At 36.6% G+C, this 25,467-nt stretch carries 23 protein-coding genes; 10 read left to right on the top strand and 13 right to left on the bottom strand.

Annotated elements, in window-relative coordinates; genetic code table 11:
- Entirely contained in the window at positions 1-990 is a 990-nt protein-coding gene (gene hemB / locus ABVM52_RS08545; protein WP_405384998.1) for a porphobilinogen synthase, read from the bottom strand.
- A 16-nt stretch (positions 991-1,006) separates the two neighbouring features.
- Positions 1,007-1,159: a hypothetical protein gene (locus ABVM52_RS08550; protein WP_164674225.1), complete on the bottom strand. Its 153-nt coding sequence runs from the start codon at positions 1,157-1,159 to the stop codon at positions 1,007-1,009.
- A 159-nt stretch (positions 1,160-1,318) separates the two neighbouring features.
- Between ABVM52_RS08550 and ABVM52_RS08555 the strand changes: the two genes are divergently transcribed.
- Positions 1,319-3,961, top strand: a complete 2,643-nt coding sequence (locus ABVM52_RS08555) for a DEAD/DEAH box helicase family protein (RefSeq protein WP_405384999.1) — start codon at positions 1,319-1,321, stop codon at positions 3,959-3,961.
- 1 nt (position 3,962) lies between these two features.
- Here the strand turns inward: ABVM52_RS08555 and ABVM52_RS08560 are convergent, their stop codons facing one another.
- The 7 genes from ABVM52_RS08560 to hemA form a co-directional block, all read right to left on the bottom strand.
- Positions 3,963-4,751 (bottom strand): PhzF family phenazine biosynthesis protein, encoded by a 789-nt coding sequence (locus tag ABVM52_RS08560; RefSeq protein ID WP_405385000.1) that lies wholly within the window; start codon positions 4,749-4,751, stop codon positions 3,963-3,965.
- 11 nt (positions 4,752-4,762) lie between these two features.
- Positions 4,763-5,707, bottom strand: coding sequence for a DUF4421 family protein (locus ABVM52_RS08565; protein WP_405385001.1), 945 nt, complete (start codon positions 5,705-5,707; stop codon positions 4,763-4,765).
- On the bottom strand, positions 5,698-6,600 hold the full coding sequence (gene hemF / locus ABVM52_RS08570) for an oxygen-dependent coproporphyrinogen oxidase (RefSeq protein WP_405385002.1): 903 nt from the start codon (positions 6,598-6,600) through the stop codon (positions 5,698-5,700). The genes ABVM52_RS08565 and hemF overlap by 10 nt, the downstream gene beginning before the upstream one ends.
- Positions 6,590-7,132, bottom strand: coding sequence for a GNAT family N-acetyltransferase (locus ABVM52_RS08575; RefSeq protein ID WP_405385003.1), 543 nt, complete (start codon positions 7,130-7,132; stop codon positions 6,590-6,592). Before ABVM52_RS08575 ends, hemF begins: the two co-directional genes overlap by 11 nt.
- 55 nt (positions 7,133-7,187) lie before the next feature.
- Positions 7,188-8,219 (bottom strand): uroporphyrinogen decarboxylase, encoded by a 1,032-nt coding sequence (gene hemE, locus ABVM52_RS08580; protein ID WP_116771959.1) that lies wholly within the window; start codon positions 8,217-8,219, stop codon positions 7,188-7,190.
- A 157-nt stretch (positions 8,220-8,376) separates the two neighbouring features.
- Positions 8,377-9,957, bottom strand: a complete 1,581-nt coding sequence (gene hemC, locus ABVM52_RS08585; RefSeq protein ID WP_405385004.1) for a hydroxymethylbilane synthase — start codon at positions 9,955-9,957, stop codon at positions 8,377-8,379.
- Entirely contained in the window at positions 9,954-11,210 is a 1,257-nt protein-coding gene (gene hemA, locus ABVM52_RS08590) for a glutamyl-tRNA reductase (RefSeq protein ID WP_405385005.1), read from the bottom strand. The genes hemC and hemA overlap by 4 nt, the downstream gene beginning before the upstream one ends.
- Positions 11,211-11,402: 192 nt before the next feature.
- On the opposite strand from hemA, the gene ABVM52_RS08595 reads away from it, so the two are divergent.
- Complete coding sequence (locus ABVM52_RS08595) at positions 11,403-12,293, top strand: helix-turn-helix domain-containing protein (RefSeq protein ID WP_405385116.1); 891 nt, start codon at positions 11,403-11,405, stop codon at positions 12,291-12,293.
- Between the two features lie 7 nt (positions 12,294-12,300).
- Here ABVM52_RS08595 and ABVM52_RS08600 read toward each other — a convergent pair whose 3' ends face one another.
- The 3 genes from ABVM52_RS08600 to ABVM52_RS08610 form a co-directional block, all read right to left on the bottom strand.
- The gene (locus tag ABVM52_RS08600; protein WP_405385006.1) at positions 12,301-13,143 is read right to left on the bottom strand and encodes an N-acetylmuramoyl-L-alanine amidase-like domain-containing protein; all 843 of its coding nucleotides are present in this window, start codon (positions 13,141-13,143) and stop codon (positions 12,301-12,303) included.
- A complete protein-coding gene (locus ABVM52_RS08605) occupies positions 13,144-14,496 on the bottom strand; it encodes a hypothetical protein (protein WP_405385007.1) in 1,353 nt (450 codons plus the stop codon).
- Between the two features lie 66 nt (positions 14,497-14,562).
- Positions 14,563-15,624 carry a mechanosensitive ion channel family protein gene (locus tag ABVM52_RS08610; RefSeq protein ID WP_405385008.1) on the bottom strand — a complete coding sequence of 354 codons (1,062 nt, stop codon included), beginning with the start codon at positions 15,622-15,624 and terminating at the stop codon, positions 14,563-14,565.
- A gap of 181 nt (positions 15,625-15,805) precedes the next feature.
- Between ABVM52_RS08610 and hemH the strand changes: the two genes are divergently transcribed.
- From hemH to ABVM52_RS08650, 8 genes are all read left to right on the top strand, one after another.
- Positions 15,806-16,849, top strand: coding sequence for a ferrochelatase (hemH, locus tag ABVM52_RS08615; RefSeq protein ID WP_405385009.1), 1,044 nt, complete (start codon positions 15,806-15,808; stop codon positions 16,847-16,849).
- Between the two features lie 30 nt (positions 16,850-16,879).
- Positions 16,880-17,653, top strand: a complete 774-nt coding sequence (locus tag ABVM52_RS08620) for a DUF3050 domain-containing protein (RefSeq protein ID WP_405385010.1) — start codon at positions 16,880-16,882, stop codon at positions 17,651-17,653.
- 43 nt (positions 17,654-17,696) lie between these two features.
- A complete protein-coding gene (locus ABVM52_RS08625; protein WP_405385011.1) occupies positions 17,697-19,076 on the top strand; it encodes an MATE family efflux transporter in 1,380 nt (459 codons plus the stop codon).
- Between the two features lie 144 nt (positions 19,077-19,220).
- On the top strand, positions 19,221-20,666 hold the full coding sequence (locus ABVM52_RS08630; protein WP_405385012.1) for a C1 family peptidase: 1,446 nt from the start codon (positions 19,221-19,223) through the stop codon (positions 20,664-20,666).
- Between the two features lies 1 nt (position 20,667).
- On the top strand, positions 20,668-21,159 hold the full coding sequence (locus tag ABVM52_RS08635) for a hypothetical protein (RefSeq protein ID WP_405385013.1): 492 nt from the start codon (positions 20,668-20,670) through the stop codon (positions 21,157-21,159).
- A 68-nt stretch (positions 21,160-21,227) separates the two neighbouring features.
- Complete coding sequence (locus tag ABVM52_RS08640; RefSeq protein WP_405385014.1) at positions 21,228-22,385, top strand: CHASE2 domain-containing protein; 1,158 nt, start codon at positions 21,228-21,230, stop codon at positions 22,383-22,385.
- On the top strand, positions 22,358-23,149 hold the full coding sequence (locus tag ABVM52_RS08645; protein ID WP_405385015.1) for a hypothetical protein: 792 nt from the start codon (positions 22,358-22,360) through the stop codon (positions 23,147-23,149). Before ABVM52_RS08640 ends, ABVM52_RS08645 begins: the two co-directional genes overlap by 28 nt.
- Positions 23,150-23,158: 9 nt before the next feature.
- A complete protein-coding gene (locus ABVM52_RS08650) occupies positions 23,159-24,361 on the top strand; it encodes a CHASE2 domain-containing protein (RefSeq protein ID WP_405385016.1) in 1,203 nt (400 codons plus the stop codon).
- A 1-nt stretch (position 24,362) separates the two neighbouring features.
- Here the strand turns inward: ABVM52_RS08650 and ABVM52_RS08655 are convergent, their stop codons facing one another.
- Positions 24,363-25,463 carry a hypothetical protein gene (locus tag ABVM52_RS08655; RefSeq protein WP_405385017.1) on the bottom strand — a complete coding sequence of 367 codons (1,101 nt, stop codon included), beginning with the start codon at positions 25,461-25,463 and terminating at the stop codon, positions 24,363-24,365.
- Between the last annotated feature and the right edge of the window lie 4 nt (positions 25,464-25,467).

The following is a 25,467-nucleotide window of genomic DNA, read 5'->3' on the forward strand; positions in this document are numbered from 1 at the left end:
TTATCCTAAAAGTTTTACGGCATCTTTGGCGAAGTAACTGGCAATGATATTGGCACCTGCTCTTTTAATTGCGGTCAGTTGTTCCATCATTACGGCATCATGATCTAGCCACCCTTTTTCAGCGGCAGCTTTTACCATAGCATATTCACCAGAAACCTGGTACACGGCAACCGGAACGTCCACTTCATTTTTTATTTCACGTACAATATCCAAATAACACAATCCTGGTTTCACCATGACGATATCCGCACCTTCATCGATATCCATTTGAGTTTCCCGTATGGCTTCAAATCGGTTCGCATAATCCATTTGGTAGCTCTTTTTGTCCTTAGGCACATTTTTGATATCTACGGGAGCAGAATCCAAAGCATCTCTAAACGGACCGTAAAAAGCACTGGCATATTTTGCACTGTAGGCCATAATACCGGTGTTCAAATAGCCCTCATCTTCCAAAGCCTCACGAATACTGATAATACGACCGTCCATCATATCACTAGGTGCTACAAAATCGGCTCCTGCCTTGGCGTGAGATACGCTCATTTCAGTTAATACCTCTACACTTTCGTCGTTCAAGATTTCTCCGTCAGCTACAATACCGTCATGACCGTAAGAAGTGTAGGGGTCAAGGGCAACATCGGTCATCACCAACATATCCGGACACGCGTTTTTTACTGTTTTTATGGCCAATTGCATTAATCCGTTTTCATTCAAAGCTTCAGAACCCTTGTTGTCCTTTAAATTATCGGGCACCTTCACAAAAAGAAGCACCGAATGCAAGCCCATGTTCCAAAGCTCTTTTACCTCCTTGGTCAAATTGTCCAAACTAAGGCGGTAGTAGTTGGGCATAGAGGGTATTTCTTCCTTGATTCCCTTGCCTTCTACCACAAATAAGGGTACTAAAAAATCGCTTGGTGCTATAATGGTTTCCCTAACCAAACTACGTACAGCTTCTGAGCTTCTTAATCTTCTTGGGCGTATATGTGGATACATAATTCTATATTTATTTCTAGTTCTTGGATTCCTGACTTTTTTTGATAATGCTTTTAAGCCGTTCTTTTCTAAGGGCAGCCTCTTTTTTCAATTTGTTCTTCTTTCTATCCATTAGTTTGGCATGCTTTGCTTTGTTCAATGTGTTTTTAGCCTTGCCCTTTTTCGCCATACCTGAATATTTATGTTCAAACGTTTTATTGCCCTAATCTCTTAGTGGGTATGCAATACAACGTACATCTCTTGAAGTTTTACAAAAATAGGGGAATTTGAAGAATAGCTACAGCCGTAATTACTTATTTTTATAGGCTTAGTCGATAAATGACTTTGGATGCAGAAAATACGTGACCTCTTAAAGTTCAAATATACCTGGAGAACCTATCAACAACAATTTTTAGATGGTTTTCAAGAGCATATTAAAGATGAGCACTTGCACGTAATAGCACCGCCTGGGTCTGGTAAAACCATATTAGGCTTAGAAATTTTGACCCGTATAGGTAAGCCCACCTTGGTATTGGCGCCAACATTGACCATACGCAATCAATGGCGATCCAGGTTATTGGAGTTTTTTACGGCAAAGCAGGATTTCAAGTTTTTATCCCTTGATATTAAACAACCTGATTTCATTACTTTTTCCACCTATCAGTCGCTTTATGCGCTAACGAAATCTTTCGATAATAATGGGAAAGAAATGTTGGTGGAGTTTATAAAATCTCATGGTATACAGACCTTGGTTTTAGATGAGGCGCATCACCTTAAAAATGAATGGTGGCATTGCCTGTATCATCTTAAGGAAATTGAAGGGTTAACAGTTGTTTCCCTGACCGCTACACCACCATACGACAGTTCTACCACTGAAATCAACCGTTATTTTAGTTTATGCGGACCTATAGATGATGAAATTGCGGTTCCGGACCTTATAAAGAATGGAGATCTTTGTCCGCATCAAGATTTTGTCTACTTCTCAAAACCAGAAGAAGCCCAGATCAAGTATATCGTTAATTACAGGGAGCAGATCTTAAATTTCACAAAAAATCTTATTGCCAATAAGGGCTTGCAGGAAAAGTTGATTACGCAAGATTTCTACGTGAACCCTAAAGAATCGTTGGATTATATTTATCAACACCCTACATTTTTCTCCTCGATTATTATTTACCTGAATTCTTGTGGTTATGCCGTAAATGAACAGAATTTAAAGATACTTGGCTTTTCTACCAACGACGTAAGCTTCCCTAGTTTTACGTATGAATGGTCGGAAGCATTATTGCAAAATCTGTTAGTGGATCAACGCGAAACTTTTATGGCATTTGAGGATATTTTAATGCCTTTGGAAAAGGAGTTGAAGCGAATAGGTGTACTAGAGCACAAACGGGTCAATTTCGTTGGTGATGAGGTCTTGTATCGAAATCTGTCAAATAGCCCTAGTAAACTGGAGAGTATTTATCAAATCGTAAAAAGCACGGATGCAAATCTTGGTGCTGACAGTAGAACGGTAATTTTGGCTGATTTTATCCGAAAGGAGTTTTTAGATTTTGAAGGAAGCGATACTAAAGTATTGAACAAGCTTGGGGTGGTTCCCATTTTCAAATACATTTTGGCCAAACAGACCGGTGATGAAAAGTTAGGCGTGTTAACCGGTTCAATGGTCATAGTGCATGAAAATGCATTACCCAATTTAAAACAACTTCTGACTATTGAAAAATTACAAGTACATCCTGTTGAGGGGTCTGTAGGATACCTATTTATTCAAGTGCCCGAAGCACTTAAAAACAAGATAGCGGAATCTATTACACAATTGTTTGAAGACGGAGTGATAAAAACCCTGATCGGAACCAAGGCATTTCTTGGTGAAGGGTGGGATGCTCCTTGTATCAACACCTTGATCTTGGCTTCTTATGTGGGTTCTTTTGTTTCTTCCAATCAAATGCGAGGGCGTGCTATTCGGGTAGATGCCAACGATCCTAATAAAACCGGAACCATTTGGCACTTGGCCTGTTTAGATCCAACTGCCACTGATGGTGGTAAGGACATGGAAAAACTGCAGCAACGTTTTGAAGCTTTTACGGGTGTCTCTCTATGTGATGAAATCTACATTTCCAATGGAATAGACCGATTGGTATTGCCTGTAGAATGGTCAGAAACTACCAATTTAGAAGGGATTAACGCAGATATGCTTGAACAGGCACAACAGAAATCTGAATTTAAAAGTAGATGGCATCAAGCGATTGAAAAAGGAAATGTTTTGGTGAGAGAACTGAAAATACCTTCAGCTAGCGATCAACCTTTTGCAAAAACAAAGAAATTACATGCCTTAAATGCCGGGAAGTATGTAATGCTAGAGGTAGTCTTAGGAGTTTCTATGTTTGTCCCTGAATTTTTGATTAAAAATATGGGCGCCGTAATAGGCAAAGGGGTAATACAGGTGATCTATTTATTTTGTGCCGCCCTAATTCTTGGTTTTGGTCCAAAAACATTTAAAGCGCTGAAACTATACTTTTTGTTCGGCAATCAATACAAGAAAACAAAGAAAATTGGAAAGGCTTTGTTGGCCTATTTGTTAGATGATAAAACAACATATTTCGAATCAAAAAATGCCATAATACATGCTGAACAACTTATAAAAGGAGCTTTTTCCATTTATTTAAAAAATGCCAGCCAGCATGATAGTAATGTATTTGTATCGCTTTTAGAGGAAATCATTGCACCAATTGATAATCCTAGATATCTATTGGTCAATAGTAATTGGTTGAAGCGTAAACTAAAAATTAGAAGCTATTATGTTGTGCCAACGGAAATAGGTAAAAACAAAAAGGAAGCCTTAGTCTTTCAAAAATATTGGAATTCTCATGTGGATCGGTCAAAAATACAGTTCACAAGAACCCTTGAGGGGCGTAAAGAGCTTTTAAAAGCCAGGTTTTCGCATCTTAAATATCAATTTGAAGAAGTGGCGAAAAAGTCCATTACCTGGAAATAGTTTAGATGTTGATTTCCCCGATCAAATAACAAACGGCATTTCCCGAAATCTTTACCCGATCACCTAGATACTCACATTGTATATCACCGCCCCTATCGGATAATTGTTTTGCGGATAGGGATTTTTTATTCAATTTCCCTGCCCAATAAGGTGTTAAGGTAGTATGTGCAGAACCTGTAACAGGGTCTTCTGGAATGCCGCATTGTGGTGCAAAAAAGCGTGATACAAAATCAACGGTATTGCCTTTCGCGGTAACGATAACCCCTCTACAATCCAATTCATTTAATAAATGAAAATTAGGGGTCATAGCCTCAATTTCTGTTTGCGTTTCATACACCAACATATAATCGGTTTTTCCTTTATAGGTCTCTAAAGGCTTTTTTCCGATAGCTTCTGTGATGTTATTCTGTTCAGGCACTTTGTGAAGGTCATCTGTTGGGAAGTCCATTGTCAATGTTCCCTTTTCATTCTTTTCAACAATGAGCTCACCACTTCTAGGCGAAATAAACCGTAGGGTATTTTCTTTGAAACCGTAGTAATTGTAAAGGACAAAGGCTGTTGCCAATGTAGCATGACCACAAAGGTCTACTTCAATTTCCGGTGTAAACCAGCGCAATTCATAATGGTCATCTTTCTGCACGGCAAAGGCGGTTTCTGCCAAATTATTTTCTGCGGCTATTTTTTGCATGAGGTCGTTTGCCAACCATTCTTTAAGAATACAAACGGCAGCTGGGTTACCACCAAATAATTCTTTGGTAAAGGCATCAATCTGATATATTTTTTGCTTCATGGCATTAAGTTTTATTCAATCCCTAATTTACGACTTATCTCATCTGCTTTGGCGATCCATTTTTTAGGAGCATCAAATCGGTATCCCACATAAAACTCCAAAAAACTGATGGAATCGTCTAAAATAAAATTTTCATCGGAAGTGTGGGTCAGTAATTGGGTGTTCATATTTACACCTCCAAAAAAAGATTCGGAGTTATAGCCGCCGGTCATTCTAAATACCAGTTGTGCCAATCCGTTAAATGAGGTGTCTCCGTCAGTACTAGAATAATTAAATCCTAAACCTCCGGTAGCGCCTGCAGAAAGTAAGTAGTTCTCGTCAAAAACCCAATTGTAATAGTACCCAGGTCCTACGGCCACCTTGAACGATTTTTCCAGTTGATTTTCTATAAGCGGGTCTTCTAATTTAAACTTGGTATAATAATAGGAAATGCTCGGTATAAAACTGCCCACGCTCTGGGTCTGCCATTCATTTTGGAAACCTATAGCGCGAAACGAAAAATCAGGATTAAAGATGTAACTAGAGCTGCCGCCAATTTTTAGGGTTTTCAAGTCGTCAACGGGCAAAGTAAGGTCCTGGGTACGTACAAAGAATCCTTTCTGCTTGTAATAATCTACGGTCTGCATGAATTGACCAAAAAACGTTCTAATATTGAACGTAATTAATTTAGAATCCCCATTATCCTTGTTTTCGGACAAGAAATTGGGAGCATACCCCAAATCAACCTCTAAGAACCGAAATAGAATAGAAAGGCCCAGGTAGCTTTTATCGTTGGGTATGAACTCTGTTTTATTACGTGTAATCTTATCTCTAAGGGTAAAATTATTTGAAGTGGTCTGTAGTGCCAGTCTCAACGTAATTTTATCAGGAAAGTCTTCTTTATATTGTGAATTTTGAGCAGTACAAAGGTTAATTGAGCAGAACATACCCAAAATAAGCAGTACTCTTATACCCATTCTTTTGGTGCTTTTAAAATATTCAATAATCGTTCTTCTTCACTGTCTTCTTCGGGTTGGTGATCATAACGCCATTGCACATGAGGTGGTAAGCTCATCAATATACTTTCAATTCGCCCGTTGGTCTTTAAGCCGAACAAAGTGCCTTTGTCATGAACAAGATTAAATTCTACATACCTACCTCTTCTTATCTCTTGCCAATCTCTTTGTTCCTTGGTATAATCAAGGTCTTTTCTCTTTGTAACAATCGGTACATAACTCTTCAGGAAGCTATTTCCTACTTCGGTAACAAAGTTGTACCAATCTTGCATATCCATTTCCGGTGTTGCTTTGCAATAATCAAAAAAGAGTCCGCCCACACCTCTGGCCTCGTTTCTGTGGGTGTTCCAAAAGTATTCATCACACCTTTTTTTGTAGGTGTCATAAAATGTGGGTTGATGTTTATCGCAAGCGGTTTTACAAACTTGGTGAAAGTGAACGGCATCTTCGTCAAATAGGTAGTACGGCGTTAAATCTTGACCGCCGCCAAACCACTGATCTACAATTTCACCATCTTTTCCGTACAATTCAAAATAACGCCAATTAGCATGAACGGTGGGCACCATAGGATTTTTTGGATGTAAGACCAAACTGAGTCCGCATGCAAAAAAGTTCCCTTCCTTTACCTTGAAATAGGCTTTCATACTATCGGGAAGTTCCCCGTGAACACCCGATATATTTACGCCCCCTTTTTCAAAAACATTCCCATTTTCAATAACACGGGTTCTACCTCCGCCACCTTCCGGACGTTTCCAAATATCTTCTTGGAATGTGGCTTTGCCGTCTACCTCTTCCAATTTAGAGGTAATGGTATCTTGTAGTTGTTGTATATAAGCGTAAAATTTATCTTTCATTTTCTAAGACGTAAAGTTCCATATCTAACGCGTCTTCGTTAGGTGGTGTATATGCTTTAATTAAAGTTTTTTTCCAAAGATAGCCACAATTTTGTGCTACTTTAAGACTACCAATATTAGATTTATGCGCTATTATTCTTAATTGTTCCAGCTTAAGTTGGGTAAATGCCCACTCAGAAATGGTTTTAACCGCTAGGGAAGTATACCCTTTGTTTTTATGGGCGTAGCCGATGCAATAAGCGAGTTCTGCCTCATTTTTAAGCTTATCAATTTCTTTAACATAGACAAGACCTATGATTTTTCTATGTTCAGGTTCTTTTAGGGTAAAAAGAAATTCCTTGCCAGAAGCAAACTCCAAAACCTTTTGAGCAACAAACAACTCGGATAACGTTGGGGTTAGGTTTGAAGCAAGTGTGACAGGAAAAAAACGCTTAAGATGTTCTTCATTCGCCGAAATAAAGTCGCACAACCGCCACCCATCTCGTTCTGAAATGGGATTTATTTCAAAATCGGGAAGTTGAAAGGAATTCATAGTGCTACTGTAATTTCGGAAATTCTACATAGGGTACTGAAATAATCGACCGATTTTAAGCCGGCTTGTATTCTTTTACCGCATCAATAAACGCTTTTGCATTTTCAACCGGCACATTTGGTAAAATACCGTGACCTAAGTTTACTACGTAGCTGTCTTTGCCAAATTCATTGATCATTTGGTGAACCATTTTCTTGATCTCTGCTGGTGGCGAAAGCAATCGTGCAGGGTCAAAATTACCTTGTAAGGTAATTTTACCACCACTTAAATAACGTGCGTTTCTAGCGGAACATGTCCAATCTACACCTAATGCAGAAGCACCTGATTTTGCCATATCGCCCAAGGCGAACCAGCATCCTTTACCGAAAACAATTACTGGAGCTTCGTCCTTTAATGCATCAATAATTTGCTGAATATATTTCCAAGAGAATTCTTGATAATCCGTTGGTGATAACATACCTCCCCAAGAATCGAACACTTGTACTGCATTAACCCCTGCGGCAACTTTTGCCTTTAAGTATGCTATAGTGGTATCGGTAATTTTTTGAAGCAATTCATGAGCCACGACCGGTTGTGTAAAGCATAATTCTTTAGCCTTATCAAATGTTTTGCTTCCTTGACCTTGTACACAATAGCATAAAATGGTCCATGGAGAACCTGCAAAACCTATTAAAGGAACTTCGTCGTTCAGTTTCTCCTTGGTCGCTTTAATAGCGTCCATTACATAACCTAATGTCTCGTGAACATCTGGAACGATAACGCTATCTAAATCCTTCTGATTTCTGATGGGATTAGGTAAATACGGACCAAAATTAGGCTTCATTTCCACATGAATATTCATTGCCTGTGGAATCACCAAAATATCGCTGAATAATATGGCGGCATCCATTCCATACCTACGGATGGGTTGCACCGTAATTTCTGATGCTAACTCCGGAGTCTGACATCTAGTGAAAAAGTCATACTTCTCCTTTATAGCCATGAATTCAGGTAAATACCTACCTGCTTGGCGCATCATCCATACTGGTGGTCTTTCTACAGTCTCACCTTTTAATGCTTTTAGAAATAAGTCGTTTTTTAAGCTCATATTCATTTATTGTTCGTCATTGCGAGGAGCCTTTTTGCTCCGAAGCAATCTGTTCGTTGGTGTTCCTAAGAAACAGATTGCTTCGCTATGCTCGCAAAGACGTTAATTTTTTATTTTTTAGCCAACAGCCAAAGGCTAGCAGCCAAAGGCATTTTTATTAATCATGATAATCCGCATTCACCAGTTCAATTACACTTTCTACCGTTGGTATTTTGGCTACTTTAACTTCTGTGAAATGTGCTCTAGCTGCTTTTGCAGTGGTTTCGCCAATGCAATACGCCACCTTATCCGTTGCGTTTTCCTTTACAAAACTTTCTACATTAGACGGACTAAAGAACATAATACCTTTTACAGATTTGGGTACCGTTTTACCGGAAAGTTTAGTTCTGTAGGCTTCAATGGAATTGACCGTAATATTGTTTTCCTCTAATATGGTCGGTAATTCTTCTAAACTTAGATTCCCGTGAAAATAAGTCACCTCTGTACCGTCTATGAATTCCACCAGGTGATTGGCCAAATCTTTAGCATTGTTCTCATAATGCGTTATTTTACCAAACTTATTTTTTATAAACCGTCTGGTTTTTCTGCCAACACAGTAAATATTCTCAAAATCCAACTCGGACACCGCTCTACTTGCCAATACCGCTTCAACGGCATTCTTACTGGTGAAGACCACATTTTTATGGCTCTTTTTCAGCACTATTGGCGAAATACGGTTCGGGTTGATTTTTATAAAGTCATCTGAATCGGCATTTACGGATAAATTAAGGCTAAGTTGCTGTTGTGGTGTAAGCTTTTTTGTGGAAAAAATATTTACTTCCATACCGGCACTTGCCAATTCCGTCATTAAACGTCTTCCACCACGTGCTAAAATCGATTTGGCACAGTCAATACCTAAATTTTGATGTTTGCCCAGTGGTGCAGTTAATTCGGTTTCCAGTTTCTTACTACCATCAACATTTAACAATACGCCTTTTAGCGTAACCATATTTTCTTTGTTGATGTATGAAAGTGCTCCAATAGGTGCACTACAACCACCTTCCAATTCCCTAAGAAATTCTCTTTCCAGCGAAACACAGGTATCCGTTTCTTCATGGTTTAATTGTGCGCAGGCTTCACGAACTTCTTCATTGTCTTCCATAGCGACTACCATGATCGCACCTTGCGCAGGTGCGGGTAACATCCATGTAAGTCCGATCGTATTTTCAGGCTCCAAACCAATACGTTCCAAACCGGCTGCCGCAAAAATGGCACCGTTCCATTCGTTATTGTACAGTTTTTCTAAACGGCTATTTACATTCCCCCTTAAGTCTACTACGGTATGTGTTGGGTATCTGTTGAGCCATTGTGCCTGTCTGCGTAAACTGCCGGTAGCAATAACGGCATCGCGTGACCCCAAAAACTCCTCATTGTCTTTAAACGCCATGATATCCATGTAGTTGCCACGTTTTAAAACAGCGGCTTTAACGATACCTTTTGGTAACGCTGTGGGTACATCTTTCATGGAATGTACCGCAATATCAATATCGCCATTGATCATGGCAACATCCAAGGTTTTTGTAAAAACACCGGTTATGCCCAATTCATAAAGGGGCTTGTCTAAAATTAAGTCGCCCGTAGATTTTACCGGTACTAATTTTACTGTATGTCCTAATGCTTGTAGTTGATCTTTTACGGTATTTGCCTGCCATAGCGCTAACTCGCTATCGCGTGTGCCTAAGCGTATTACTTTACTCATTTTTCGTCCAATTCTAATTGAAATACTTTTTGGATAAATTCTAAACTTGAATTGGAATCTACCGAGTCATCCTTAAGATGATTTGCAAATTGTTTGGTTATTTTTTGAATGATCCTGTTGGTGATAACATCTGCCTGGTCTGCGTTGAAATCGACTGTTTTTTTGGATTGATAGTCTAATTCTTCATCCTTTATGGTCTTTAATTTCTTCTTTAAAGCCTTAATAACAGGGGCAAATTTTCTGGTTTCTAACCATTGGTTAAAATCATGTTTTACCTCTTCGTTTATTGCTTCGGCATCTGGTATAAATTGCTTTCTACGCTCTAAAGTTTCATCGGTCATTTGAGATAGATGATCTAAATGAATTACCGTTACATTGTCCATTTCAGAAACGGAAGCATCAACGTTTTTAGGCACCGATAGGTCTAAAATCAATAAGGGCTTATTGGTGTAGATCAGCTCTTTGGTAATCGTGGGTTTTTGCGCTCCCGTGGCAACCACCAAAATATCTGACTTTCTAATTTCTGATTGTAGATCCCCGTAATCTTTGACCACAAGGTTGAACTTACCAGCAATTTGCTCGGCTTTACCCTTGGTTCTATTGATTAAGGTGATGTGCGGATTCTTGGTGTGCTTAATTAAATTTTCACAGGTATTGCGACCAATTTTTCCAGTTCCGAACAACAAAATGTTCTTTTCGGACACATTTTCTACATTTCGCAAAATGTATTGAACAGAAGCGAATGCTACCGAGGTGGCCCCAGAAGAAATTTCAGTTTCGTTTTTAATGCGTTTACTTGCTTGAATGATGCTGTTGCACAAACGTTCTATAAACGGGTTTGCGATTCCTATTTCTTTGGACCGCTTGAAACTTTGCTTTAACTGACTAATAATTTCAAAATCGCCCAATATTTGGCTATCCAAACCTGTTCCTACACGAAAAAGGTGATTTATGGCTTCTTTGTTCTTATATACATAGGCTACCTCTTGAAACGCTTCAACGGTTCCGTTAGAGTGATCGCACAATAATTTTATGAGTTGAAAAGGATGTTGGGCAAAGCCGTGCAATTCCGTACGGTTACAGGTTGATGTGGCCAATAAACCATCTATACCCTGCTCCTTGGCTTCAACAAGTAATTTTTTTACCGCTACCTCGTCTAAACTAAATTTACCACGGGCTTCGGCATCGGCCTTTTTGTAATTAAGTCCGATGGTATAAAAGGAGTTATGTTTAGAAATGTGATAGTCCTTCATAAAGCGGATACAAAAGTATGGTCATCAATCGTATAAAAATAACGCTAGCGGTACAATTAGTAACGGATTCAGAATTTTTAGACAAAAAATGATATTTATCAGTTAAATAGCTATAATTTTATGATGATGAAGGCTTAATTATAAATTTTTATTTAGACGCTTTCTAAATAGATACGATATTTTTTTAATATGATGAAAGTAAAAAATAACGCTCAAAGGTCATACGATGAGGTATTGGTGGAAGACGGTTTTTATGTGCTTAAATTTCAGAATGAAGAAGATGTGGATGTTGGCTACTCACGAGAAATCAGCAAACGATTTATTCAATTTCATTTTTGTTTAAGGGGGTGCGGTACCTTTTCCTTTAATCAGGGCAGTTACAGTTTAAGCGTTACGGAAGAAAATTCCCTATTGCTGTATAATACCCAGTTAGACCTTCCGCTAAACTTGCGGTTAGAGCCAAAATCTTCTATGGTGTCCGTGGTAATGACCCTAAGAAAATTCCACTCGCTTTTTACGGCAGAGGCAGATTACATTCCGTTTTTAAGTACGGATAATAAGGAGAAAAAGTACTACGCCCAAGAACCTTTTTCACCTTCTATAGCGGTCATTCTTAGCCAAATCATTAATTACAATCTGCATCCGTCCATAAAAGCCTTGTATGTAAAGGGGAAAATTTATGAACTGATTGCCCTTTATTTTAACAAGAGCCCAAATGCAGATATAGAACAGTGCCCATATCTTGCCGATGAGGAGAATGTAAAAAAGATCAAGAAAGCCAAGGAAATTATTTTGGCAAATATGGCAGAACCCCCCACATTAGCAGAGCTTTCCAGTGAAATAGGATTGAGCCTTAAGCGGTTAAAAGAAGGGTTTAAACAAATATATGGCGACTCTGTTTATAGCTTTTTGTTTGACCATAAAATGGAATATGCCAAACGTCTTTTGGAAACAGGGCAATATAACGTAAATGAAATTGGCCTTAAGGTAGGGTATAGCACGGCAAGTCATTTTATTGCCGCTTTTAAGAAGAAATATAATACAACGCCTAAAAAATACTTGAAAGCTTTAGTGGGTAATTAAAAGTATATCAAAGCGGTCTGGCAATCATAATACCGACATTGCTTTTTATGCCCTTTACATAATCTGCCAAGGGTTTTTTGGTGATTTCTACCTGCATGGATCCCGTAGAGGCGTGGAGCAAATGTATTCTTCCGTCTTTTTCTCTGGTGGCAATTCCCGTATGGGTAACATCTAAGCCGTTAATAGAAGTGGCCAGGGCAATGATATCTCCGGATTTGATTAAATGCTCGCTCTCTATAATGTCTTCCTGTGTTAGTACACAAATAGGCTGGCTATTCAAATAGTTCTCTGAGGCCTTAATTTTTGAGTAATTGACATCATCTGCCAAAAACGGATATAAATTACGGTGGGTACTCATGAAATTGATATCCTTGGTGATGGCTTCACCGCCAATGTCACCGGTTATAGCCTTAAGTAGCCCTTTTTCTGCATTATTGGCAATCCATTCAGAAAAATAATGTAGACGAGAGGCGTAACCATCTAGAGTGCCGTTTTTATATCGTATAGTTTCAAGATTTTCTAAGTAAGTGTCAAAAGACATTTCTTGCTGACGGAGCAGGAGTGAAAAGGCAAGCACGTTTTCAACAAATGTGGTACAATCCAATCCTTGTAGATTTACTACCAAAGTTTCAGTATTTCCAATTTCTAATGTTTTGGCTACGTAGGGGGTTTTCATAAAGGTTTTGCCAATGCTTACCATGGTTTTGCCAAAATCATCCTGAAGCATTCCGTTGATCTCTACTAGTTTGTTTTCAACGGCTGCTCTATCTTTTGGCGAGCAGGTGATTTGTTGGGCTAACAAATTTTGACTGGTAAAAATCAATAATGCAATTATATATTTTGAAAGCATTTAGTTATGGTATATTATTATTCCATCGAATGTTGGATAAGTTTGATTATAGTTTATTTCACTTAAATTTAAGTGAGTAGTATAAGGTTCAATTTTGTCAAGATTAATATTTGGGAATTTTTCCAATATCTCTACGGGAATATCTCCCACGGTTTTTATTTTATTTTTAGGAATTTCTACGCTCCATGAAGTAATTACATAATTACCATATGGGTAATTTCCTTCAACATATCGCCAGGTATTTTTATAGGACTTATAGTCGCTTGATGTACTAAAATCGAAATTTTGGATGGAAGAGTCATTTATGATGACGAAGTTTGGGTCATCTGGAAATTCTAAAAAATCCAACTTACTTCCAAATTGAGTTTTTAAATATCTGTAATTTGATGTTTCTAAAATAATGCGTGAGCGATAATTTGAAAATTTATTTAGGTATCCAAACGAAATTACATTTGCATTGATTTGATCACTATATAGAGAGATATCTAACAATTTGTACCCTCCAAAAAAATTTAAATTTTCATCATTATCAAATCCTCCTATATCTATTAAGTAATTTGAATCTGTTGGCACTTCTAAATCAATATAAGTATCAAATAATTTGAATTCTGCGTAATTTAAAATCAAATCTTGGTTTTCAAGATTTGAAAAAGTGAAATATTTATGAGTGTTATTTCCATCGAGTATAGAGATTAAATATTCTTCTTCACCTTGATATTTTTCTAACTTCTGACTGTAATCTATTAATTCATTACCATTGTCAGAAATTGAATAACCATATGGTATGGTGCCATTTTTGGTTGAGATATTTAAATTTTTAATTTGGGGAATGTCTTCTATCGTCAAATTGAACTCGCCAATTTTAGTTCGATTTTGGGGCTCATTTAACACACTTGAGTTGATGTTAAAGACATCTCCTCTGTTAAGACCGTTAGTTGTTGTAATTTCATATCTTTTGCCTACTTCAGAGCGGGTCTGTGGGCTTGTCCCATCATTTAAATCATTTACATAATCTATAACTTGACTAAATTTTGTTATACTCAATGAGGATGTTATTGAATCAGGATAAGCACTGAAAGTTATTTCGTCTCCACTCTCATAGGATTTATAATCAACTAAATTGTTATTGTCATCGTGAATAATTAGCCAATCTTCACTGTCAGTAGTATTTATGTTAGTGTCAATATTAACAGTTAAATATATTTCCTCTTCAATAATTTCTGGAGGAGAGACTGGTTTTTCTGCTTCAATGACTTCTGGTTGTATGCTTGGTTCCTTTGTGTCTTCGTTTTTTGAACAATTAAAAAGAGAAAAAACCATAATGCTTAAATAGCCGAACTTTATAACTTTCATTCTATAATTTTACTACACAATTAACGTCTATTAACAGTTAATATTTTGCCTTAAATAGGATACTTTTTAAGTAGGACTAATATCAGTAGATTTTTCCAACAAAACCCTGTTCTTGGCAATACTCTCAGGATAATTTTCCTGTAAAAAAGTAATGAGTTTTTCTCGAACATGAACACGAAGATCCCAGGCGGTTGGCGAGTCTTTTGCACTCATTAAGGCTCTTATTTCCACACAATTCTGCTTACTATCCGTAACTTGTAGCACATTGACCTCTTTGTCCCATAGGGGAGTATTCTCCAAAATTTTGGTCAGTTCCTGACGAAGTGCATCAAAAGGTATCGTATAATCGGTATATAAAAAGACGGTTCCTAAAATATCCGATGAGGTTTTGGTCCAATTCTGAAAGGGCTTTTCAATAAAATAAGGTGTTGGGACTATCAATCTCCGTTTATCCCATATTTTAACGACCACATAGGTAAGGGTGATTTCCTCAATACGGCCCCATTCTCCTTCGACAATAACTACGTCATCCATTTTAATAGGCTGCGCAATAGCAATTTGAATACCGGCCAAGACCGTACCGATCATTTTTTGGGCAGAGAAACCAATAATGATACCCGCAACCCCGGCAGAAGCAAAAATGCTTACGCCCAATTCACGTATACTTTCAAAACTCATGAGCACGGCGCCAACGGCCAAAATGATGATCACAAAAATAAAAATACGCTCCAGTATATTGAACTGGGTATAGACCTTACGCGCCTTAAGATTATTTTCTGCCTGTACATCATAATTACTGATGATGACTTTTTTGACCATTTTCAATAAATTGAGCATGAGCCAAGTAATGGCGAATATAAATAAAATCGTACTGGTCTTTTTAAACCAATACTCATGGTCATCTGCCCTTAACAAAGTACGTAATGATTCTGACCGAACTAAAATGGAAAGGAAAATGAAAAAAATAGGCCAGCTTAATTTTCTAAACGTTCCTTCTGGCAAAAGGTATTTAGGGTCTTTACCAAATTTTCGTAAGAAATAGGAAATTAACCAATAGGCAACCAAGATAGCAATGAGCGATGCTAGGAACAGATAAAAGTCGTTTTTAGGAATTGTATCAAATATCATATTCATATTAGCTTTATCACATTTATAAGAATATACAACATACTAATTTTTAACAGCACTAAAAATTTTTTAAGGAGATATTGGCAGGCTTTATAAGGGTATAGAAAAACTATTGCTTAAAATTAAAATATCATAGATTATCAAGTGTTATTTTTGCAAATGAATAACAAACACATACGCTATGAAAGGAGTATTATTGGTCAATTTAGGTTCACCCGATAGCCCAACACCAAAGGATGTTAAACCTTATTTAGATGAATTTTTAATGGATGAGCGGGTCATCGATGCCCCTAAGTGGTTGCGTACAATTTTGGTAAGGGGTATTATTTTACAGACCAGACCAAAAAAATCTGCAGAGGCCTACGCCAAGATTTGGTGGGAAGAAGGTTCTCCTTTAATCGTAATCTCCGAGCGTTTCACCAATAAACTGAAAACACAGACAGAAATGCCGGTTGCCTTAGGTATGCGTTATGGAACCATGACCATTAAAAGTGCCATGCAAGAACTAAAGGATAAAGGTGTTGATGATGTGCTTTTAGTGCCTTTATACCCACATTACGCAATGTCTAGTTTTGAAACAGTGGTCGTAAAGGTTCTTGAAGAACAAAAAGCTTCTTTTCCCGGAATGAAAATAACAACATTGCCTGCTTTTTATAAGCACCCGGAGTTTATAAAGGTACTTTCTGAAAGTATTAAAGACGGATTAGAAGGTTTTGATTATGACCATGTTCTATTTTCCTACCACGGTATACCAGAACGACATATTCGTAAAAATGACCCCACCAGTTACCATTGCAAGATAGATGGTACTTGCTGTAACGTGAATTCCGTTGCACATAATACGTGTTATAGACATCAAGTGTATGATACTACAAAAATGGTGAAGGAATATTTAGGGCTGAAAGAAGAACAGGTGAGTACTTCATTTCAATCGCGTTTGGCGGGTGACCCTTGGTTAAAACCGTATACCGATTATGAGTTTGAACGTTTGGCGAAAGAAGGCAAGAAAAAACTGGCCGTAATTACTCCTGCATTTGTTAGTGACTGTCTTGAAACTTTAGAGGAAATTGCCATGGAAGGAAAGGAGCAATTTCTTGAAGCCGGAGGAGAAGATTACAAGCATATATCATGTCTGAACGATAGCGACGCATGGGTGGCAGTAATGGCAAAATGGGTCAATGATTGGCAAACTACAGATGCATTGGATGTAGTGCCAAGTACTTAAACATATTATTAAATCTTAGAAATCACTGCTATGAGAATCGAAGAAATAGAAAATCAATTATTACCGTTAAAAGAACAACTAAGAAATCATGAGCTATATAGGCAATTAACATCTATAGCCGATGTCCGTATTTTTATGGAAAATCATGTATATGCCGTGTGGGATTTTATGTCGTTGTTAAAAGGACTTCAAAATCAATTGACATGCACTACACTTCCTTGGAAGCCGGTAAAGAATACCAATACCGCAAGGTTCATTAATGAAATTGTTACCGAAGAGGAAAGTGACCAAAATGAAAAGGGACAATATAAAAGTCACTTTGAAATGTATATGGATGCCATGGAGGAAGTAGGTGCCAATACCTTACCCATTGGTGAGTTTTTGAATCAGGTGTCCGGTATGGAAAATATTAAGGAGTCAATAGATGCCTTACAGGTGCCCAATGCCGTAAAAAACTTTTTACAGTTTACTTTTAGGGTGCTGAAAACTGGAGAATCACATAAAATAGCTGCCGCATTTACTTTTGGTAGGGAAGAATTGATACCGGACATGTTTTTAAAAATAATAGATCGTGCGGGGGAAGAAGCTTACCCTAAATTGGGCTATTATCTTAGAAGGCATATAGAATTGGATGGTGATGAGCATGGACCTTTGTCATTAAAAATGATTCAGGAATTATGTGGTAATGACGAAATTAAATGGAACGATGTGCTGCATATCTCACAGGAGGCCTTACAACAACGAATAAATTTATGGGATCACATTGCTTCTTCTATCAATAAACAAGCTATGGCCACTGCATAATATAATCGTAGCAATAAGAATAAACCCAATCTAAACTACCAATATGGCAAACGTATCTTCCGTACAACTGGGATCGGATGCTATTTCTAATTTGCTTGTTAAACAGGCCGTACCCGCCAGTATTGGTATTTTGGTCATGTCACTAAACGTATTGGTAGATTCCATTTTTGTAGGAAATTGGATCGGCTCTATTGCCATTGCGGCGATAAACGTTGTATTGCCCGTGTCATTTTTCATAGGTGCCTTGGGTATGGCAATAGGTATTGGCGGTGCCAGTATGATATCTAGGGCGTTGGGTGCCAATAATAGGATAAAAGCGTTACAAACGTTTGGCAATCAAATTTGTTTAACGGTTTTGGTAACCGTAGTAATGGTAATGCTGGGCCTTACCTATGTGGATACACTGATACCTGCTTTTGGCGGTAAAGGAACCATATTTGAAATGGCAAAGATATACTATGTCATTGTACTGTATGGGGTGCCATTGCTGGCATTGAACATGATGGGCAATGCAGTAATCAGGGCAGAGGGAAAGCCAAAATTTGCCATGATCGCAATGATCATACCATCTGTTGGTAATCTTTTGTTGGACTTTCTATTCATCAACGTATTGGATTATGGTATGCACGGTGCCGCTTGGGCAACTACCATAAGTTATTTTTTATGTTTTAGTTTTATCTTATATTTTTTTCTTTCCAAACATTCAGAACTTAAACTAACGGTAAGGCATCTAGGGTTTAATCTTGACATCTTAAGGGAAATAAGTTCTTTAGGTTTTGTAACCCTCTCCAGACAAGCTGTGGTAAGTGTTATTTATTTGTTGATGAATAATATTTTGTTCGATTTGGGGGGAGAAGCCATGGTTGCGGTCTATGCCATCATTGGCCGCATGTTAATGTTCGCCCTTTTTCCGGTTTTTGGTGTTACACAAGGGTTTTTGCCAATTGCCGGTTTTAACTATGGTGCCGAAAAATATGATAGGGTAAAGGAGTCTATTTATACGGCTATAAAGTATGCTGCAATTTTAGCGACCATAGTTTTTGCCGGACTTATGATATTTCCCGCAGAAATAGTCGGACTCTTTTTAAGCCATAAACCAGATATGAGTGCGTTGGAACTTGAAACCAATGCCTTTGTATTGGAGAATACACCCTCGGCAATGCGGTGGGTGTTTGCAGCAACCCCCATTATTGCGCTTCAACTTATAGGTGCCGCTTATTTTCAAGCTATCGGTAAAGCTATTCCTGCTTTATTATTAACCCTATGCCGACAAGGTTTTTTCTTTATTCCACTAATTTTAATCTTACCGAATTTTTTAGGGGAATTAGGTGTTTGGATTTCTTTTCCTATTGCAGACGTGCTTGCCACTATTGTTACTGGATATTTTTTACGGAGAGAGATTAATAACACCCTGGTAGCATAAAAAAAGGTACTTCCTATAAATTGTAAAGAATAGTACTACAACATGCGCTAAATAGCGCATTTAATCGATAAATACCTAATATTAGGTAGTTTAGGTTCCTGTAAAATATGTTAAATTGTTCAGTGAACACAATTTCAACTGCTTATGAGAACTTTACTATTTTTTTCTTTGTTTATTAGTGGACTTGCATTTGGCCAAGTACAACCAAAAACCGGATTATTGTTTGATGACGATGCCTATGAACAAACACCTGTTAAGGCTAGAAACGTATCTTTTCAAGATGTGGTTACAGAGTATACCAATGCTTCCTTAAAACAATTTGTTCCACAAATAAAAAACCAGTCAACCTACAGCACTTGTGTAGGGTGGGCAAGCGCATATTATGGAAGAACCATATTAGAGTCAAGATTAAATAATGAATTGGATTCTATTAAAATAAATCAAAACACATTTTCTCCGGTATTTACCTATCTAAATTCAAATGTTGAGAATGATTATAATTGTTCTGGTGGTGCTTTTATAGGAAAGGCCATGGAAACAATGGTAGAAAAAGGTGTTCCCTTGTTCAAGGATTTTGATGTTATGTGCGAAACCAATATTTCCGATGAATTATTGAAGAAAGCACAGGCCCATAAAATAAAGGATTTTACTAGATTATTTGGTGCAGAAGACGCAGATGAAGACAAAGTAGATAATGTAAAGCGTTCTATAATAAACGGCAATCCCGTTATTATGGGGTTTATGGTAGAAAGTTCTTTCTTTAGTGCCAAAAATGTATATGAACCGGATAATCTAGGAACAGATGGTGGTCATGCCATGTGCGTCATTGGTTTTGACGATGAAAAATATGGTGGTGCTTTTGAAGTTGTAAATAGCTGGGGACCTTCTTGGGGAAATAACGGATATATGTGGATCAGGTATCAAGACTTTCCTACTTATACTCGTTATGCTTTTGAGATGATTCCCTTTAGTGCCCAACCAACGGAGAAGAAAGTACTGGCAGGTGAGCTTCAATTATTGATGAGAGATGGCACTACAATGAATATTGAAAAGGGTAAAGGGGATTATCAAGGGTCGGTATTTGGTTTTCAAGATGTGGTAATAGAAGACGATGAAGAAAGTATTGGGGATTATAGTACTATAGAAAGTTACCCTATAAATACCAGATACAGAATTAAGACCAAGGTAGATCAACCAGCCTATGTTTACGTCATGGGGTGGGATTCTGATAATGAAGGGTCTTTGCTTTTTCCTGAGACGGACTCTATAAGTCCATATATAAACTCCACGAAGGAAGAGGTAGTAATACCGTATGCACCCAAAGGTAAAAAAGCCTTTTTTAGGTTGAACAAAGAAGTTGATTCTGACCACACCATAGTAATTTTTTCTTTGGATAAAATTGATTTGCCAAAAGTAAAGGAGCAAATGGAAGCAATGGAAGGTGATTTGTTGGATAAACTTTATGTGGTTTTCAATGACAAGCTAATACCTAAAGATAATATGGTGTTCAATGAAGATAATATGGGGTTCAAAGCTGAATTTGAAGAAGGCTCAATGGCGATGCTTATTTTGGATATAAATAGATCTTAAAATGAGTGCTTTAAAACTAGTGCCATTTTGTTTCCTGGTAATCATGTCTTGTAATTGCCAGCAACAGGCCACGAAGGTTACTGATGAAAATAATTCTGGAAAACAAGGGGATTATATTGCGGCAATTTTGGAGGAAAAGAACTTTAAGATAGTAATGAACACTAAGGAAATTGTAGAATATGAAATTAGACCAAACTTAATAGAAGGAACGGTAGATGAATATTCCAATAAACTTTTTTTAAAGGATACTTTGGAGCAATCTTATGTTAAGGATTTCATAGGCCATGTAATCAATGATAGCTCCTATAATTGGAATGCTATACCGGATAATATCCGTTTTGAACCTAAAATCCAGTATCATTTACATAGCGAGCATGGGAAGTTAACCCTTTTGATAGACGAACATTATAAATATATGGGCTTTATTAATTTAGAGGGGCATAAAGTAGTTCAGTTGTCCCAAAAACTTTCCCAGTATTTAAAGAAACGGTAACCTAGAAAGTATTGACGTTGTACACATCATTATTGCGCAAAATTAAATTGAAAGGTAATTGGCCTCTCATGAAAGAAGCGTTTATATGCATGGTTTTCTCCTATTTAGTTTTAGGTTTAGTATTGTTGATCGGACTGAACCTTAATTTTTTTAGTCCTTTTAAAAACGCTTTTAAGGATTTCAGCTACTTGGACCTTCACTATGCCGAGAAGTTAAAAGAAGAGAATTTTGATTTAAACGAGAATATCGTCTTAGTTAATATAGACCGTTTAAATAGAAAGGAAATAGCGGAAGTTTTAAACGACTTACAACGTCTATCACCAAAAGTAATTGGGTTAGATGTAATTTTTAGAGACCGGCAAGACCCCGTATGGGATGTTTTTTTAAAAGAAAAATTAACCAATGAGGCATTTGTTTTTGCCTATTCTTTTCAGGATGATGAGGAAATATCAAATGCAGAGGGGTTTCAATTGGATAACGAAAATAGAGGGTATACTAATTTCAATTTTAGCGCTTCCTCTGCCGTAGTCAGGAATTTTCAAGGTATTAATTCCATTGGTGACCAGACTTATATTTCGTTCCCGGCCAAGGTAGTAGAACGTTATCTTGGAAAAAAATGGCTTGCTGAAAAACAGCAGTTTCTAAAAACAGAACGGCCTATTGCATATACAGGAACAAGAGAAAATTTTTTAATACTGGAAAGTAAGGATATTTTAAATCAAGTAGAAATACCATTTATTAAGGATAAAATTGTTCTGGTTGGGTATTTAGGTAATGAGTATACGCATGAATATGATATTGAAGACAAGCATTTTACTCCTATGAACAGGAAGTTTGTGGGAAAAAGTCCCCCGGATACCTTTGGTTTGGTCATACATGCCAATATTGTTCAAATGCTATTGTCCAATAATTATATGTATGTCGTTCCCAATTGGTTTTTGGTGGTGATAACCATAGTATTAACATTTTTGGGGCTAGCTTATTTTATTTATTTAAACAAGCGGCAGCTGGCCAGTTATATTTTAAGGCTCAATTTGGTTCAGCTATTATTTTCGGTAACATTTGTTTGGTGCTCTTTATTAATGTTTAGAAAAGGAATTCTATTTAAGATATCTTCTGTAATAGCGGTCGTTGTTTTTAGTTTAGGACTCATTGGTTATTATAAAAAATTAGCACATTATTTCTATAAAAAATACACATGGGAAGGATATTTCTATCACGATTAAAATATGTTTGGGTAATGCTAGTATTTGCTAATTGGGCTTGGGCTCAAAGTAGTTATTACGTATATAAAATATCTGGCAGTCCTTATTTTAATGAACACATGTCTGTGCAGCGTGGTGGGGCCTTTACAGATTCTGATACTTTGACCTTGCACAAATTGGATACCGTATATTTAATTAATCAATTAGGGGAACTGTATGAGTTAAACCAACCTAAGGCCTATACCTATAATACCTTATATCAGCATAGAAAACATGAAAAAACCAATTCTTTTACCTCTAAGTATTTTTCATATGTATGGAGACAATTTATGAACCAAAAAGATATTAGGCAGCGACCAGGTGTGGTATATAGGGAAGATAGAAATATTCAATTAAACAAACCTATGGATAGTATAAGATGGTTTGTACCCAAAATTAAATTTAGTTGGGAGAATAGAACAGATAGCTTAACAACCTATTTTCATTTAGAAGATTTAAAGACTGCCCATATTACTAAAATAGGTACAAATACTAATTACCTTGAGCTTTTTAGGGATAATTTAATTTTAAAACCAGGTACCTCCTACAGATGGGCCGTAACAACTACCCCATTTCCAGATTATAAAAAAGTAAAGTTCAATACATTTGAATTATTAAGTAATGCGGACTATTTAAAACTAAAAGAAGAAATAAAGGCTTTAACCATGGCATTGCAATTACTTGGTTTTTCTGACGAGGATATTAAAATGGCCATATGTTTAGACTATAAGTTTTGTCAAGAATAACAAAGAGGTATGTCCAAGAAAAAGAAAAAGAAAAAGAAAAAGCTAAGTAAGTGGATATTGATGCGGGATGGGTTATTCAGTACCTTATTATCCCTTCTTTGTTGTTATCTCTTATCCCTATTATTTTTTAATACTTCTTTTTTTAATCCATTGTCAAAGGCGCTACAGGATTTTAGTTTTTTAGATGTGTATTATGCGGAACGATTAAATGCTGAAGAAAAAGTAAATCCTGATATATTCCTTATTAACGTGGAACATAAAAACAGGTATGAACTTGGTTTGGTCATGCAGAAATTGCTGAAAGAGAACCCTAAAGTAATTGGATTTGATGTTGTACTAAAAGATTTTAATAGGACCAAAGCGGATACGTTGTTGGCCAAACAGTTGAATAATAAAAAGGTGGTTGGATCCACAATAATTACACATGACCAAGAAATTTCTAACCATCCCTTTTTTAGGTGTGCCCAAAAACCTGGATTCGTCAATTTTAATTTTGATGGTACTAGTGCGGTCGTTAGGGAATTTGAAAGTGAGGTCCATAAATTTAAGAGCACCCATCAATCTTTTGCTTTATCTATAGCCAAACTTTATTTATCCAATAAAGAATGGAAGCAACGAAAATTAAATCAAGAATTAAAGGGTTCCAAAGTAATAAATTATCAAGGTAATTTAAATGGATTTTTTCATTTTACCATAGATGATTTTATGGCGTTAGAGGATATTTCCTTTATTAATGATAAAATTGTTTTACTGGGATATCTTGGAACCCCCACAGGCAATATTTATGATGTTGAGGACAAACATTTTACGCCTTTGAACGAAATTACCGCAGGTAAAAGTATACCGGACATGTACGGCTTGGTCATTCATGCAAATATAATTGCCATGATTTTGAATAACGGTTTTATGCATGAAGTTTCAAAAATTACTTTATTACTACTAACTTTTATCTTCAGCTTTTTGGCAAGTATCTATTTTATATGGTTAAGCAAGCGTTTAAAAATCAGCTATAGAACGGTAAGGAAAGGAGTATTGTTCTTATTTGCAATTCTGTTGGTTTGGTTTACCTTGATGCTATTTAAAAAAGGCATTGTAATAAAATCCGCACCAATTATTGCCGTAACTGTGTTTAGTGCAGGATTTATAAAGTTTTATAAGCATTTGGTACGTTTTATAAATACCAAAATTAAATTTAAGTCCTATTTAAATTAGATTACTTCTCCCTGGCATTGTTGACCATAAGATCTTTAAATTGAGCATCATTATCTAAAATGGTGTAAAAATCCTTAATGTAGTTTTTTGCATGTTCATAATTCTTAACATCTTCAAAATAGTTTTTATGCTGGTCTATTATACTATATATCGCTTGGCGCTTCTCTAGAAAGTGTTTTCTCGTTTTATTGAATAAAGTAATGTCTCTTTTAAATCCCCTGTACAGACGTTGTTGTACATTGGTGATGTTCAATGGGGTGTTCTGTATATTGGAGACAACGGCATAACTAGCGTTTACTAGACCGGACATGTCAAAATCATAAGGTATAGGGATAATTTGGCCGTCTTTGTATACAAGTTTCTGATTATGCTGATAGGCTGTAGAGAAATCTGTATTACCTATCATAAACTGGAAAAAAGCATTGGTCATTGATACATGTTCAGATTGGTTTAACGGATGAACAAAACGTTTTAGAACCTGTGCATCTTTTCTTTTGGCTACCACCTTATCATCTTCTATTAGTATCGCTTTTAAATGATATGTTTTTGGTTTTCTAGATGCTAAAGCTTCTTCTCCGTTATATAGAGAAGTATTTTTCAATTCTATGGGTATAAAAGCTGCCAAAGGATGTATTTCATCTTTCTCACCTCTTGTGTCTTCGTATTCAATAGTTGCCAAGCGGGTTTTAAAATGGATGTCCGAAACAAGTTCATAGATTTTATATGCCAAGTATTCCTTTAATACATCATCATTACCTCTATTTTGTAAAAGGCACGGTAACACTAATTTTAATTTTTTATGGCCTTCAAATAAAGTATTCTTTGATGATGATTTTTTTATGGTCATTTTAAGTGGTGGAAAATAACAGGTTTTACGTCTAAAATTTCCACGCGCATTTATATAAACTGGTATGGTGTCCCAGCTTGCATCCATTTTGTAAATTAAATTAGTATAGACGGCATTGTGCTTATCCGTTTCTTTTTTTAGCTGTTTGTTGGTGTATTGGAGTTTTAGTGGTAAAAGTTCATTGTATTTAATAAATAGCTGAGCTGAAATACTTTTAGTTATTAAAATGAAAATGAATGAAATGATTAATTTCATATTT

The organism is Maribacter sp. LLG6340-A2, from assembly GCF_045057105.1.
In the GTDB taxonomy this organism is placed as follows: domain Bacteria; phylum Bacteroidota; class Bacteroidia; order Flavobacteriales; family Flavobacteriaceae; genus Maribacter.